The organism is Agromyces archimandritae, assembly GCF_018024495.1.
Classification (GTDB): domain Bacteria; phylum Actinomycetota; class Actinomycetes; order Actinomycetales; family Microbacteriaceae; genus Agromyces; species Agromyces archimandritae.
This window is the reverse complement of the sequence record NZ_CP071696.1, coordinates 504,387-518,099: the sequence shown is the minus strand read 5'-3', so window position 1 is coordinate 518,099 and position 13,713 is coordinate 504,387. Positions and strand designations below refer to the sequence as shown.

14 protein-coding genes are annotated in these 13,713 nt (G+C 72.7%); 13 read left to right on the top strand and 1 reads right to left on the bottom strand.

Translation table 11 applies throughout. From position 1 onward, the window contains the following. The first annotated feature begins 28 nt into the window (after positions 1-28). The 3 genes from G127AT_RS02505 (at position 29) to G127AT_RS02495 (ending at position 2,234) form a co-directional block, all read left to right on the top strand. On the top strand, positions 29-1,177 hold the full coding sequence (locus tag G127AT_RS02505) for a sensor histidine kinase (RefSeq protein WP_210899439.1): 1,149 nt from the start codon (positions 29-31) through the stop codon (positions 1,175-1,177). Then, on the top strand, positions 1,174-1,857 hold the full coding sequence (locus tag G127AT_RS02500) for a response regulator (RefSeq protein WP_210899437.1): 684 nt from the start codon (positions 1,174-1,176) through the stop codon (positions 1,855-1,857). The genes G127AT_RS02505 and G127AT_RS02500 overlap by 4 nt, the downstream gene beginning before the upstream one ends. A gap of 95 nt (positions 1,858-1,952) precedes the next feature. Beyond that, the gene (locus tag G127AT_RS02495) at positions 1,953-2,234 is read left to right on the top strand and encodes an SHOCT domain-containing protein (protein WP_210899434.1); all 282 of its coding nucleotides are present in this window, start codon (positions 1,953-1,955) and stop codon (positions 2,232-2,234) included. Between the two features lie 760 nt (positions 2,235-2,994). On the opposite strand, the gene G127AT_RS02490 is transcribed toward G127AT_RS02495, so the two are convergent. Then, on the bottom strand, positions 2,995-4,176 hold the full coding sequence (locus G127AT_RS02490; protein WP_210899433.1) for an acetyl-CoA C-acetyltransferase: 1,182 nt from the start codon (positions 4,174-4,176) through the stop codon (positions 2,995-2,997). A 119-nt stretch (positions 4,177-4,295) separates the two neighbouring features. On the opposite strand from G127AT_RS02490, the gene G127AT_RS02485 reads away from it, so the two are divergent. The 10 genes from G127AT_RS02485 (at position 4,296) to G127AT_RS02440 (ending at position 13,712) form a co-directional block, all read left to right on the top strand. After that, positions 4,296-5,498 carry a substrate-binding domain-containing protein gene (locus tag G127AT_RS02485; RefSeq protein ID WP_210899432.1) on the top strand — a complete coding sequence of 401 codons (1,203 nt, stop codon included), beginning with the start codon at positions 4,296-4,298 and terminating at the stop codon, positions 5,496-5,498. Positions 5,499-5,507: 9 nt separating this feature from the next. After that, the gene (locus G127AT_RS02480) at positions 5,508-6,263 is read left to right on the top strand and encodes an ABC transporter ATP-binding protein (RefSeq protein WP_210899429.1); all 756 of its coding nucleotides are present in this window, start codon (positions 5,508-5,510) and stop codon (positions 6,261-6,263) included. After that, a complete protein-coding gene (locus G127AT_RS02475) occupies positions 6,260-7,009 on the top strand; it encodes an ABC transporter ATP-binding protein (protein ID WP_210899426.1) in 750 nt (249 codons plus the stop codon). The genes G127AT_RS02480 and G127AT_RS02475 overlap by 4 nt, the downstream gene beginning before the upstream one ends. Then, the gene (locus tag G127AT_RS02470) at positions 7,006-7,881 is read left to right on the top strand and encodes a branched-chain amino acid ABC transporter permease (RefSeq protein ID WP_210899424.1); all 876 of its coding nucleotides are present in this window, start codon (positions 7,006-7,008) and stop codon (positions 7,879-7,881) included. Before G127AT_RS02475 ends, G127AT_RS02470 begins: the two co-directional genes overlap by 4 nt. 62 nt (positions 7,882-7,943) lie before the next feature. Next, positions 7,944-9,011 (top strand): branched-chain amino acid ABC transporter permease, encoded by a 1,068-nt coding sequence (locus G127AT_RS02465; protein WP_210901759.1) that lies wholly within the window; start codon positions 7,944-7,946, stop codon positions 9,009-9,011. After that, positions 9,004-10,590, top strand: a complete 1,587-nt coding sequence (locus tag G127AT_RS02460) for a class I adenylate-forming enzyme family protein (protein ID WP_210899422.1) — start codon at positions 9,004-9,006, stop codon at positions 10,588-10,590. The genes G127AT_RS02465 and G127AT_RS02460 overlap by 8 nt, the downstream gene beginning before the upstream one ends. Next, positions 10,587-11,273 (top strand): TetR/AcrR family transcriptional regulator, encoded by a 687-nt coding sequence (locus tag G127AT_RS02455; protein ID WP_210899420.1) that lies wholly within the window; start codon positions 10,587-10,589, stop codon positions 11,271-11,273. The genes G127AT_RS02460 and G127AT_RS02455 overlap by 4 nt, the downstream gene beginning before the upstream one ends. Then, positions 11,270-12,016 carry a 3-hydroxybutyrate dehydrogenase gene (locus G127AT_RS02450; protein WP_425305879.1) on the top strand — a complete coding sequence of 249 codons (747 nt, stop codon included), beginning with the start codon at positions 11,270-11,272 and terminating at the stop codon, positions 12,014-12,016. The genes G127AT_RS02455 and G127AT_RS02450 overlap by 4 nt, the downstream gene beginning before the upstream one ends. Next, the gene (locus G127AT_RS02445) at positions 12,013-12,912 is read left to right on the top strand and encodes an alpha/beta hydrolase (protein ID WP_244857697.1); all 900 of its coding nucleotides are present in this window, start codon (positions 12,013-12,015) and stop codon (positions 12,910-12,912) included. Before G127AT_RS02450 ends, G127AT_RS02445 begins: the two co-directional genes overlap by 4 nt. After that, positions 12,909-13,712 (top strand): CoA transferase subunit A, encoded by an 804-nt coding sequence (locus G127AT_RS02440; protein WP_210899419.1) that lies wholly within the window; start codon positions 12,909-12,911, stop codon positions 13,710-13,712. Before G127AT_RS02445 ends, G127AT_RS02440 begins: the two co-directional genes overlap by 4 nt. The last annotated feature ends 1 nt before the right edge of the window (position 13,713 follow it).

Genomic DNA, 13,713 nt, shown 5'->3' with positions numbered 1-13,713 from the left:
ACGCGGGAGCCGGACGTAGGATCGGAGCATGCCCGTGCCGATGTGGGACGAGCCGCCCAGGAGAAGACCGGGGCCGCCGCGGGCGGTCCTGCTCCTGGTGCCGGTCGTCGTGAGCCTCCTCGTGCAGCTGCCCGCCGCCATCGGCATCGGCCTGTGGCGGGGCGAAAGCGCGCCGACGATCGCGTGGCAGGCCGCGCTCGCGGCCGCCGGCCCGCTCGCGCTCCTCGCCGTGCAGTGGATGCCCGGGCCCACCGTCGCCGTCGTCGCGGCCGCCGCCCTCGCCGACCTCCTCCTCGCCCCCGATCTCGGCCCGCCCTACATCGCCCTGGCCTTCGCGATCGTGATCGCCGTCGCCCGCGGCGCGATCGTGTGGGCGCTCGCCGCGACGGGCGCGGTCTGGCTCGCCGCGCTCCTGGCCGGGCCCCTCCTCGGGCTCGACTGGCACCCCGCGCGCATCGCGGCGACGACCCTCGCGCTCGCCGTCTGCTTCGCCACCGGAGCGTTCGTGCGGGTGCGCGGCCAGCGCGCCGCCGCGTACCGGGCCGCCGCCGAACGCCGCCGCGCCGACGCCGAGGACGCCGAACGCACCCGCATCGCCGCCGAACTGCACGACGTGCTCGGCCACTCCCTCTCCCTCATCGCCGTGCAGGCGAACGCCGGCCTGCACGTCATCGACGCCGACCCCGCGAAGGCGAAGACGATGCTGGCGAACATCAAAGCCGCCAGCCGCACAGCCCTCGGCGACATGCGCACCGTCCTCGGCGCGCTCCGCGACGAGGAGGCCCCGCTCGTCCCGCAGCGCGAACTCGCCGACCTCGCCGAGCTCGTGCAGGGCGTCCGCGCCGCCGGCATCGACGTGCGCCTCGACGACACCCTCGAGGAGCATCCGCCGCGGGCCGTGCAGTCGGCCGCCTACCGCATCGTGCAGGAGGCCCTCACGAACGTCCTCCGGCACGCCGGCGCCGGCCGCGCCGAGGTGCGGGTCGCCGCCGACGGCCCCATGGTGCGCGTCACCGTCGACGACGACGGACGGGGGCTGCCCGTCGGCGCCGAGGGAGCGGGGCTGCTCGGGATGCGGGGGCGCGCCGAACTCCTCGGCGGAGAGGTCCGGTTCGAACCCTCGCCGCTCGGCGGCACCCGCGTCCTCGCCCTACTGCCCGGGGCGGAAGCGGCATGATCCGCGTCCTCCTCGCCGACGACCAGGCGCTCGTGCGCGCCGGCTTCCGCGCCCTGCTCGAAACCGAGGACGACCTCGAGATCGCCGGCGAAGCATCCACCGGCGGGCAGGTGCTCGAACTGCTGCAAGCCGGCACCCCCGTCGATGTCGTGCTCATGGACATCCGCATGCCCGGCGGCGACGGGCTCGCCACGACCGAGGCGATCGCCGCAGACCCCGCGCTCGCCGGCGTGCACGTCGTCATCGTGACGACCTTCGAACTCGACGAGTACGTCATCCGCGCCGTGCGCGCCGGTGCGGCCGGTTTCCTCGTGAAGGACGCCGAACCGGCCGACCTCGTCCGCGCGGTGCGGGCTGCGGCGAGCGGCGAGGCGCTGCTGTCGCCCGGCGTCACCAAGCGGCTGCTGGCCCGTATGTCGCGGGGGCTTCGCCCGGAACCGGATGCCGCCCGCCTCGCCGCGCTCACCGAACGCGAACGCGAGGTGCTGCGCCTCGTCGGCCACGGTCTCAGCAACGAGGAGATCGCCGGCCGGCTCGTCCTCAGCCCCCTGACGGCGAAGACGCACGTCTCGCGCATCATGCAGAAACTGCACGCGCGCGACCGCGTCCACCTCGTCGTCACCGCCTACGAGTCGGGCCTCGTCGCGCCCGGCTGGGAGGGGAGCAGCCCGGGGGAGTAGGCGAGGTGCATCCCGGGGGCGGATGCCCCGGCGCACCCCACGCGGCAGCCTGGAATCGACGGCCCGAACCACGGGCCCGACGAAAGGCATCCACCATGTTCGCAAGCGGAACCGCGGCGCTCGCCGCCGCACACGTCGGCCCCTGGGCGGGAGGGTTCGGCTGGCTGTTCGCGCTCATCCCGCTGTTCTGGATCGCGCTGTTCGTGCTGATCTTCGTGTTCGCCGGGCGCCGCTGGCGGCGCATCGCGGCCGAGGGCGGCCCGCACGCCCGTAGCGCAGAGCGCACCCTCGCCGAACGCTTCGCGCAGGGCGACATCGACGAGGTCGAATACCGTGCCCGCCTCGAGGTGCTCCGCGCGAACCGTCCCGGCCGCTGACCCTCGCTGGCGATACCCACTGTCCATCGGTCGAGTAGCGCCGCAGGCGCGTATCGAGACCTCGCCTTGGTGCGGTGGGGGTCTCGATACGCTCGCTGCGCGAGCTACTCGACCGGCGGGTGGGGACGTCCGTCGGTCGAGTAGCGCCGGAGGCGCGTATCGAGACCTTGCTCTGGTGCGGTGGGGGTCTCGATACGCTCGCTGGAGCTCGCTACTCGACCGGCGGGTGGGGGACGTTCGTCGGTCGAGTAGCGCCGGAGGCGCGTATCGAGACCTTGCCCTGGTGCGGTGGGGGTCTCGATACGCTCGCTGCGCGAGCTACTCGACCGGCATGGGGCGTCGGTCGAGTAGCGCCGCAGGCGCGTATCGAGACCTCGCCTTGGTGCGGTGAGGGTCTCGATACGCTCGCTGCGCGAGCTACTCGACCGGCGGGTGGGGGTCGTTCGTCGGTCGAGTAGCGCCGCAGGCGCGTATCGAGACCTTGTCCTGGTGCGGTGGGGGTCTCGATACGCTCGCTGGAGCTCGCTACTCGACCGGCGGGTGGGGGACGTTCGTCGGTCGAGTAGCGCCGCAGGCGTGTATCGAGACCTTGCCCTGGTGCGGTGGGAGTCTCGATACGCTCGCTGGCGCTCGCTACTCGACCGGCGGGTGGGGACGTTCGTCGGTCGAGTAGCGCCGCAGGCGCGTATCGAGGCCCTGTCCTGGTGCGGTGGGGGTCTCGATACGCTCGCTGCGCGAGCTACTCGACCGGCGGGTGCGCTCAGCGGGAGAGCAGGAGCGCGTCGCCCTGGCCGCCACCGCCGCAGAGGGCGACGGCCGCGCGGCCGCCGCCGCGGCGGTCGAGTTCGAGGGCGGCGTGCAGGGCGAGGCGGGCGCCGGAGGCGCCGATGGGGTGGCCGAGCGCGATCGCGCCGCCGTGGATGTCGACGCGGGCGGGGTCGGCGCCGAGGGCGGCGATCGAGCGGGCCGAGACGGCGGCGAAGGCCTCGTTGATCTCGATGACGTCGAGTTCGTCGACCGACCAGCCCTGCTTGGCGAGGGCGGAGCCGATCGCGTTGGCAGGCTGCTCGTGCAGCGAGTTGTCTGGGCCGGCGACGCTGCCCGAGGCTTCGACGAAGCAGAGCCAGTCGAGGCCGCGGGCTTCGGCCCATTCGCGGCTCGCGACGACGACGGCTGCGGCGCCGTCGTTCAGCGGGGAGGAGTTGCCGGCGGTGATGGTTCCCTCGCTGAGGAAGGCGGGGCGGAGCTTGGCGAGGGTTTCGGCGGTGGAGTCTGGGCGGACGCCCTCGTCGGCGGCGATGCGCACCGGCTCGCCCCTGCGCTGCGGGATGTCGATGGGGGCGATCTCGCGCTCGAAGACGCCCTCGGCCTGGGCGCGGCCGGCGCGGCGGTGCGATTCGGCGGCGATCTCGTCCTGCTCCTCGCGGGTGATGCCGTGGCCGGTGTTGCCCTTGTCGGTGGAGATGCCCATCGATTCGCGGTCGAAGGCGTCGGTGAGGCCGTCGTGGGCGGCGTGGTCGAGCATCTCGACGGAGCCGTAGGGCCAGCCGCGGCGTGAGCCGGGCAGCAGGTGCGGGGCGTTCGACATGGACTCCTGGCCGCCGGCGACGACGACGGATGCTTCGCCGGCGCGGATGAGGCGGGCGGCGTCGACGATCGCGGCGACGCCCGACAGGCACACCTTGTTGATGGTGACGGCCGGTGTCTTCCAGTCGATGCCGGCCTTGATCGCCGCCTGGCGGGCCGGGCCCTGGCCGGCGCCGGCCTGCAGCACCTGGCCCATGACGACCTGGTCGACGTCGTCGGGGGAGACCTTCGCCTGTTCGAGGGCGGCGCGGATCGCGTGCGCACCGAGTTCGACGGCGCTGAGCGAGGCGAGTTGCCCGTTCAGTCGGCCGAAGGGGGTGCGGGATCCGCCGAGGATGACGACGTCGCTGCTCATGCCGAATGACTCCTTCGTGTTCGGGTTGCGGGGGGTGCCGCTCTCGTGCCATTGTACGTACCTGAAACCTGAACCGTGTGTCAGGTTTCATCCACAGCCATCATCGGAGAGGCAGACACATGCGGGTTACGAAGAAGTACCTGGCACCGATCGGCGCGGCGACCCTGGCGATCGCCCTCGCCGCATGCGCCCCCACCACGGCCGCCGGCGGAGGCGGCGACGCGGACGGCGGCGAGACCCCCGTCAAGGTCGCCATGATCACCTCCCAGACCGGGCCGCTCGCCGCCTACGGCGCCGCCTACCAGGCCGGCTTCGAAGCCGGCCTCGACTACGCCACCGACGGCACGGGCGCCGTCGACGGCCGCGAGCTCGACATCAGCTGGGACGATGACCAGGGCAACCCCGACACCGCCGTCTCGAAGGCGAAGGACTACATCGGGCAGGGCTACCGGATCCTCGCCGGCACCGCCGCCTCCGGTATCGCGACGGCCCTCGCCGAGCAGGCCGAGCAGAACGAGGTCCTCTACATCTCGGGCCCGGCCGCCACCGACGCCGTCACCGGCATCAACGACTACACCTTCCGCTCCGGACGCCAGACCTACCAGGACGTCGCGACCGCCGGCACCTTCATCGGCGACCCGGCCGGCAAGCACGTCACCGTCTTCGCGCAGGACAACGCCTTCGGCCAGGGCAACTTCGCCGGCGTCGAGGCCGTGCTCGGCGCGCAGGGTGCGAACGTCGACGGCGTGCTCGTCGCCGAGGACGCGACCGAGTTCACCCCCTTCGCCCAGCAGATCCTCGCCGCGAAGCCCGACCTCGTCTTCGTCGCCTGGGCCGGCGCATCCAGCGGCGCGATGTGGACGAGCCTGCAGCAGCAGGGCGTCTTCGACACCGTGCCCGTCGTCACCGGCCTCGGCGACGTCGCCACCTACGGCGCCTACGGCGAGGCGAGCGGCAGCATCTCCTTCCTGAACCACTACTTTGGCGGCGCCGCCGGCACCGACGCCGAGAAAGCGATGATCGCCCACCTCGAGGAGAACGGCGCCGAGCCCGACCTCTTCTCGCCCGACGGGTTCGTCGCGGCGCAGATGATCGTGCAGGCCGTGCGCGAGGGCGGCGACACCGTCGACGGGATGATCGCGGCGCTGGAGGGCTGGACGTTCGACTCCGTGAAGGGCGAGATCACCGTCCGTGCCGAGGACCACGCGCTCATCCAGCCCATGTACCAGGCCAAGCTCGTCCAGCAGGGCGACGGCTGGGCCCCCGAGCTGGTCGACACCGTCGACGCCGAGACGGTCGCCCCGCCCGTCGCCGGGGAGTAATCCGCGCACATGACCGACCACCCCGCGCTCGCCCTCGAGGGTGTCGGGCTCCGCATCGGCGGGGCCCGCATCCTCGACGGGGTCGATCTCGCCGTCCCCTCCGGGGAGCTTCTCGGCGTCATCGGCCCGAACGGCGCCGGCAAGACGACGCTCTTCAACGTCGTCTCCGGCCTCATCGCCCCCACCGCCGGCCGGGTGCGGCTGAACGGCGACGACGTGACCCGCATGCCCGTGCACCGTCGCGCCGTCGCCGGCCTCGGCCGCACCTTCCAGACGTCGAGCCTGTTCGGAGCGCTCACCGTGCTCGAGAACGTGCGGCAGGCGGCGCAGGCCCGCCTCGGCGGGGCGAGTTCGGTGCTCCGACGCCCGAGGGGTGCGGATGCCGCGACCACCCGGGCCCGCGAGGCGCTCGAGGAGGTGGGCCTCGCCCACCGCGCCGGCCAGCAGGCGTCCGGGCTTGCGCACGGTGAGAAGCGCAAGGTCGAGATCGCGATGCTGATCGCCGCCGAGCCGTCCGTGATCCTGCTCGACGAGCCGATGGCCGGCGTCGGCTCGGGCGACGTGCCCGCGATCACCGAGGTCATCCGGCAGCTGCACCGCGGCGGGCGCACCGTGCTCATGGTCGAGCACCACATGGAGGTCGTGCTGGGCCTGGCCACCCGCGTGGCCGTCATGCACCACGGCGAGCTGCTGGCCGCCGGCACCCCGGAGGACGTCATGGCGAATCCGACCGTGCAGCAGGCCTACCTCGGGGAGGCGGTATGAGCGAGCCCGTCCTCACCGTCTCGCACCTGTTCGGCCGCATCGGCGGGCAGCAGGTCGTCGAAGACGTCTCCTTCGAGGTCCCCGGCACGGGCGTGACCGCCCTCCTCGGCCGCAACGGCGTCGGCAAGACCTCCACGATCAAGTCGGTCCTCGGTCTCATCGACCGCAGCGGCGAGGTGCGCCTGGCCGGTGAGCGGATCGACCGGATGCCCACGCATCGCATCGTGCAGCGCGGCGTCGGATACGTGCCGGAGGACCGCGAGGTCTTCGGCGGCCTCACCGTCGCCGAGAACCTCCGCCTCGCCGAGCGCGGCGACGCGCCGGGTCGGGAGTTCGTCGCCCGGCTGTTCCCGGATCTCGTCGCGCGCCTCGCGCAACGGGCCGGCACGCTCTCGGGCGGGCAGCAGCAGATGGTCTCGCTCGCCCGCGCCCTCGTGAACGAGAACCGGCTCCTGCTCGTCGACGAGCCCACGAAGGGCCTCGCACCGAAGATCGTCGACGAGGTCGCCGACGCGCTCGCCGCGGCGGCGGCGGCCGTGCCGATCCTCCTCGTCGAGCAGAACCTGCACGTCATCCGCCGGCTCGCCGAGCGGGTCGTGGTGCTCTCCGGCGGGCGCGTCGTCCATACCGGCCCCGCCGCCGGGTTCCTCGACGACGAGGAGCTCGTGCAGCGCCACCTCGGCGTGCACGACGATCACGCGGAGCCTGCGGCATCCGCACCCGAACCCGAGGAGGCACCCCGATGAGCACCGTGCTCCTGCTGCTCGTCACGGGCCTCGGCCTCGGCGCGCTGTACTTCCTCGTCGCCAGCGGTCTCTCGCTCATCTACGGGCTCATGGGCGTGCTGAACTTCGCCCACGGCGTGTTCCTGACCGTCTCGGCCTTCCTCGGCTGGGAGGTCGCCCGGCGCGTCTCGGACGGCACCTGGGCGGGCCTGGCGATCTCGGCGCTCGTCGGCATCGTCGTCGGCGCGGCCGTGGCGGCGGCCACCGAGTACTTCATCATCCGCCGCCTCTACGAACGGCACATCGAGCAGGCCCTCGTCACCGTCGGCATCTCGCTGGCCGGCGTCGCCCTCTTCGAGGGCATCTGGGGCTCCGACCCGATCTACACGAAGCAGCCGGCGTGGCTCGGGGCGACGACCGAGATCCTCGGCGCGCGGATCCCGAACGACCGCTTCCTCCTGATCGCCTGCGCGGTGCTCGTGCTCGTCGGCATCGTGCTGTTCCTCCGGAAGACCCGGTACGGGCTCATCATCCGGGCCGGCGTCGAGAACCGGCAGATGGTCACCGCGCTCGGCATCGACGTGCGGCGCTCCTTCACCCTCGTGTTCGCGATCGGCGGCGCCGCGGCCGGCCTCGGCGGCGTCCTCGCCTCCGTCTACTACGGCTACGTTTCGGCGCACCTCGGCTCGGTGCTGCTGATCTTCGCGTTCATCGTGACCGTCATCGGCGGCCTCGGCTCGCTCACGGGGGCGGCCGTCGCGGCCGTGCTCGTCGCGGTGCTGCAGCAGTTCGCCAACTACTACCTCGGCGGCACCGGCGACCTGGTCGTCGTCGTGCTGCTCGCCGCGGTCCTGCTCATCCGCCCGCGCGGACTCATGGGGAAGGCAGCATGACCGACACCGGAATCGACGCGGCTCCCGTCGCGAAGGCCCGCGGCATCCGCACCCGGGGGTGGATGCCGGCCGCCGGCCTCCTGCTCGTCGCCGCCCTCGCCGTGCTGCCGCTGCTCGCGATCGACATCCCCGGGGTCCTGCCCGGCCCCACGTACACCCCGGGCACGCTGCAGCTGCTCGCGTACGCGATGCTGATCGCGGCGCTCGCGCTCAGCTACCGCATGATGTTCGGCCTCGCGGGCCTGCTGAGCTTCGGGCACGCGCTGTTCTTCGCGGCCGGCGCCTACGGGCTCGGCATGGCCCTCGACGCCTTCGCGCCGGCCGCCTGGCCGAGCGAGGCGATCTTCCTCGGGGCGATCGCGGCGACCCTCGTGTTCGGGCTCGTGCTGGCGACGACGGTCGGGGCGCTCGCCCTCCGCGTCACCGGCATCTCGTTCGCGATGGTCACGCTCGCCTTCGCGCAGGCCGGTTCGGTGCTGATCCGCCGGAACCCCGGCGGCGCCACCGGCGGCGACGAGGGCCTGCCGCTCGACACGACGCATGTGCCGGATGCCCTGATCGGCGTCATGAACACGCGGAACCTGTACTGGGTCGCCCTCGGCATCCTCGTGTTCGTGTACCTCGTCGTGCTGTGGGTCGAACGCAGCCGTGCCGGCCACGTCGCCGAGGCCGCCCGCGAGAACGAGACCCGGGTGCGGGTGCTCGGCATCCGCCCGTACGGGGTCAAGCTCCTCGTGTTCATCGTCGCCTCGGTGCTGGCCGCGGTCGCCGGCATGGGCTACTTCCTGCTGCAGTCGGGGGCCGCCCCGCGCATCGCGACGGCCGACTTCACCCTCACGATCCTCGTCATCGTCGTCCTCGGCGGGGTGGGGTACCGCTGGGGCGCGATCTGCGGCGGTATCGTCTACACGCTGCTCGACCAGCGGCTGACGGCGCTGGCCGGTTCGGATGCGATCGCGGGCCTTCCGGCGGTGCTCCGGGTGCCGTTGTCGGAGCCGCTGTTCATCCTCGGCACGCTGTTCGTGCTCGTGGTGCTGTTCCTGCCGGGCGGCATCGCCGGCATCCCGGCCCGTCTCCGCTCGGGGCGGGCGCAGCATCCGCTCGAGAAGGAGGGGGCGACGGATGCCTGACGGACGTCACACGCTCGGCCGCTGGACGGCCGACCGGGCCCGGGCGACGCCCGAGCGCATCGCGATCGACGACCGCGGGGTGGTGCTGAGCTACCGGGAGCTCGACGCCCGTGCGAGTCGGCTGGCCGCCTCGTTCCGGGATGCCGGGTATGCGATCGGCGACCGGGTGGCGACGATCACCGGCAACAGCGCCGACCACGTCGTGCTGTTCTTCGCGTGCGCGAAGGCGGGCCTCGTGCTCGTTCCGTTGTCGTGGCGGCTCTCGCCGCGCGAGCTCGCCTGGCAGCTGGAGGTCGCCGACCCGTCCGTCCTCATCGTGGAGAGCGAGTTCGAGACCCTGGCGCGGGCGGCGACGGGGCGCCTGCCCGGGCGGATCCCGCAGGCGGCGCCCGGGGCGCACGGCGTGGAGGCGCGGGTTCCGCCGCCCGCAGGCATCCGTCCGGCAACCCTCAGCCCCGTCGTCGTCGGCCGCCGCGAGGTCGCCGACGACGACGCCCTGCTCATCATCTTCACCTCGGGCACGACGGCGAACCCGAAGGGCGCGGTGCTCACGCACGCGAACTGCTTCTGGACGAACCTGTCGTTCTCGCGCATCGCCGGCATCGGCGCCGAGGACGTCGTGCTCGCGGTCATGCCGCAGTACCACGTGGGCGGGTGGAACATCCAGCCGCTGCTGGCGTGGTGGACGGGCGCGACGGTCGTGCTCGAGCGCACCTTCGAGCCGGGCCGGGTGCTGCACCTCATCGCCGAACGCCGCATCACGACGATGATGGGCGTGCCCGCCAACTACCTCTTCCTCGCCCGGCACCCCGGCTTCGCCGACGCCGACCTGTCCAGCCTCACGCATGCGATCTGCGGCGGGGCGCCGATGCCGCCGGCGCTGCTGCGCACCTGGCACGCCCGCGGCGTCGCCCTCGCGCAGGGCTACGGCCTCACCGAGGCCTCCCCGAACGTGCTGTGCCTGCCCGACGAGGATGCCAGGGCGCGGGTCGGTTCGGCCGGCAAACCGTACCCGCACGTCGACGTCGCCGTCGCCGATCCGGTCACGGGCGAGTATCTCGACGGGCCCGCCGCCGGCGAGCTCCTCGTGCGCGGGCCGGGCGTGTTCGCGGGGTATTTCCGCGACCCGGCGGCGACGGATGCCGTCTTCGCCGGCGAGTGGCTTCGCACCGGCGACCTCGTGCGCCGCGACGCCGAGGGCTATTTCACGATCGTCGACCGGCTGAAGGACCTCTACATCTCCGGCGGCGAGGGCGTCGCGCCCGCCGAGGTGGAGGCGGTGCTGATGGGTCACCCCGCCGTCGCCGACGTCGCCGTCGTCGGCGTGCCCGACGACCGCTGGGGCGAGGCCGGCGCAGCCTTCGTCGTGCCGGCCGACGGCCGCATCGCCGACGAGGCCGAGCTGACGGCGTTCGCGCGCGAGCAGCTCGCCGGCTTCAAGGTCCCGCGCGAGGTGCACCTCGTCGACGAGCTGCCGCGCTCCTCGGCCGGCAAGGTGCTGCGCCGCGTGCTCGCCCTGCGCATCGCCCCGATGGATGCCGGCGCGCCCCGGCATCCGCACCCCGAGGAGGCGCGATGAGCGCGAAACCGCGTACCGCCCGCGGCGCCGAAACCCGCCGCAAGCTTCTCGAGGCCGCCGAGCACGTCTTCGCCGAACTCGGCTACCAGGAGGCGTCGGTCTCGCGCATCACCGAGCGCGCCGGCGTCGGCCAGGGCACCTTCTACCTCTACTTCGATTCGAAGCTCGACCTCTTCGACGAACTCGTCGAGGACCTGAACCACCGCGTGCGGCAGGCCATGAGCGAGGCGTCCGGTGCCGCATCCGGCCGCCTCGAGGCCGAACGGGCGGGCTTCGCCGCGTTCTTCGCGTTCACCGCGCGGCATCCGGCACTCTACCGCGTCATCCGCGAGGCCGAACTCGTCTCCCCGGGCGCCCTGCGCCTGCACTACACCCGCATCGTCGACGGCTACATCCAGGGGTTGAAGGAGGCGCAGGCCGACGGCGAGATCGGCGACATCGACCCGACGGTCGCCGCGTGGGCGCTCATGGGCGTCGGCGAGATGATCGGCATGCGCTGGGTGCTCTGGGGCGCCGACCGCGAACCCGGCGACGACGCCGACCCCGGGGGCTCGGGCACGAGCGCCGTGCCGCCGGAGGTCTTCGACGAGATGATGCGCTTCATCGGGGGTGCGCTCGGCCGGCCGGCCGCACCGCAGACGGACGAGGCGCCCGCGCGGGCGGGCGAGAAGGAGGAATCGTGAGCGATCTCAGCGGACGCAGAGCCGTGATCACCGGCGGAGCGAGCGGCATCGGCGAGGCGTGCGCGCGCGCCTTCGCCGCCGCCGGCGCGCACGTCGTCATCGCCGACCTGAACGGCGAGGCCGCCGAACGCGTCGCCGGCTCGCTCGGCGGCGAGGCCTGGCAGGTCGACCTCGGCGACACGGCCGCGCTCGCCGGGCTGAGCCTTGAGGCAGACATCCTGGTGAACAACGCCGGCCTGCAGCATGTCAGCCCCATCGAGGACTTCGATCCGGCGCGCTTCTCGCTGCTCCTCCGGGTCATGCTCGAGGCTCCGTTCCTGCTCATCCGCGCCGCCCTGCCCGGCATGTACGAGCGCGGCTTCGGGCGCATCGTGAACGTCTCGAGCGTGCACGGTCTGCGCGCCTCGGCGTACAAGTCCGCCTATGTCGCCGCCAAGCACGGCCTCGAGGGGCTCTCGAAGGTCACCGCCCTCGAGGGCGGGCCGCACGGCGTCACGTCGAACTGCATCAATCCCGCCTATGTGCGCACGCCGCTCGTCGAGAAGCAGATCGCCGATCAGGCGCGTCTGCACGGCATCCCCGAATCGGAGGTGGTCGAGAAGATCATGCTCACCGAGTCGGCGATCAAGCGTCTCGTCGAGCCCGACGAGGTCGCGAGCCTCGCGCTGTGGATCGCCGGCGCGGATGCGGGCATGGTCACGGGCGCGAGCTACACGATGGACGGCGCCTGGAGCGCCAGGTGAACGGCGTCGAGCATGCGGTGCCCGTCGCCGGCGGCGCCCTGCACGTCGTCGAGCGGCCGGGGTCGGGGGAGTGGATGCCGGTGCTCGCCGTCCACGGCATCACGGCCACCCATCGCTCCTGGGATCTCCTCGCCGAGGCGCTGCCCGAGGCGCGCATCATCGCCGTCGACCTCCGCGGCCGGGGCCGTAGCAACCGACTGCCCGGGCCGTACGGGCTCGAGCAGCACGCCGACGACCTCGCCGCCGTGCTCGAGCACCTCGGGGTGGCGCAGGCGCTCGTCGTCGGCCACTCCATGGGCGGGTTCGTCTCGGTGCGGCTGGCCGAACGGCATCCGCACTCGGTCGGCGGGCTCGTGCTCGTCGACGGCGGGCTGCCGATCCCGAACCCGGCCGGCATCCCGCGCGAGGAGCTACCGGGCGTGCTCCTCGGGCCGGCCCTCGAACGGCTCTCGATGCGTTTCTCGAGCAGAGAGGAGTACCTCGCGTTCTGGCGGAAGCATCCGGCCCTCGGCCCGTACTGGAACGACGCGATCGCCGGCTACGTCGCCTACGACGTGGACGGCGCCGAACCCGAGCTGCGTTCGACGGCGAACCCCGACGCGGTCGCCGTCAACGCCCTCGAACTCGACGGTTCGGCCGGCTACGAGGCGGCTCTGGCCGCCCTACCCGGCCCGGTCGACGTCTTCATCGCCCCGCGCGGCCTGCTCGACGCGGCACCGCTGTACGATCCGGCGCACATCCGCGAGCAGGCCGCGCGCGTGCCGTCGCTCAGGGTGCACGAGGTCGATAGGGTCAATCACTACACGATCACGCTGGCTCCCGAGGGCGTCGCATCGCTCCTGCCCGTGATCCGCGAGCGGCTGGGCGCTGCCCCGGTCAGGAAGGAAGCATCATGACGCTCGACAAAGTCGTCGGGTCGGCCGCGGAGGCCGTCGCCGACATCCCATCGGGGGCGACGCTCGCCGTGGGCGGCTTCGGCCTCTGCGGCATCCCGATGGTGCTCATCGACGCGCTGCTTCAGACGGGCGTCGACGGGTTGCAGGTCGTCTCGAACAATTGCGGGGTGGATGACTGGGGCCTCGGCGTCCTGCTCGCCGCCGGCCGCATCGCGAAGATGACCTCCTCCTACGTCGGCGAGAACAAGGAGTTCGCCCGCCAGTACCTCTCGGGCGAGCTCGAGCTGGAACTCACCCCGCAGGGCACGCTCGCCGAGAAGCTGCGCGCCGGCGGCTCGGGCATCGCGGCGTTCTTCACCCAGACGGGCGTGGGCACGCAGGTCGCCGAGGGCGGGCTGCCGCAGCGGTATGCGGCGGACGGTTCGGTCGCCAAGGCGAGCGCCGCCAAGCCCGTCCAGGTCTTCGACGTCGACGGCGAGCGCCGCGAGTTCGTGCTCGAGGAGGCGATCGCCGCCGACTTCTCGCTCGTGCACGCCAAGCGCGCCGACCGCTTCGGCAACCTCGTCTTCGACAAGTCGGCGCGCAATTTCTCGCCGCTGGCCGCGATGGCCGGCCGGGTCTGCGTCGCGCAGGTCGAGGAGATCGTGGAGGCCGGCGAGCTCGACCCCGACGCCGTGCACCTTCCGGGCGTCTACGTCGACCGCATCGTCGTCGTCGGCCCCGACGTCGAGAAGCGCATCGAGCGCCGGACCATATCCGTCGACGAAGCGGCATCCCGCCCGATGCCGGAAGGAGCCTGAC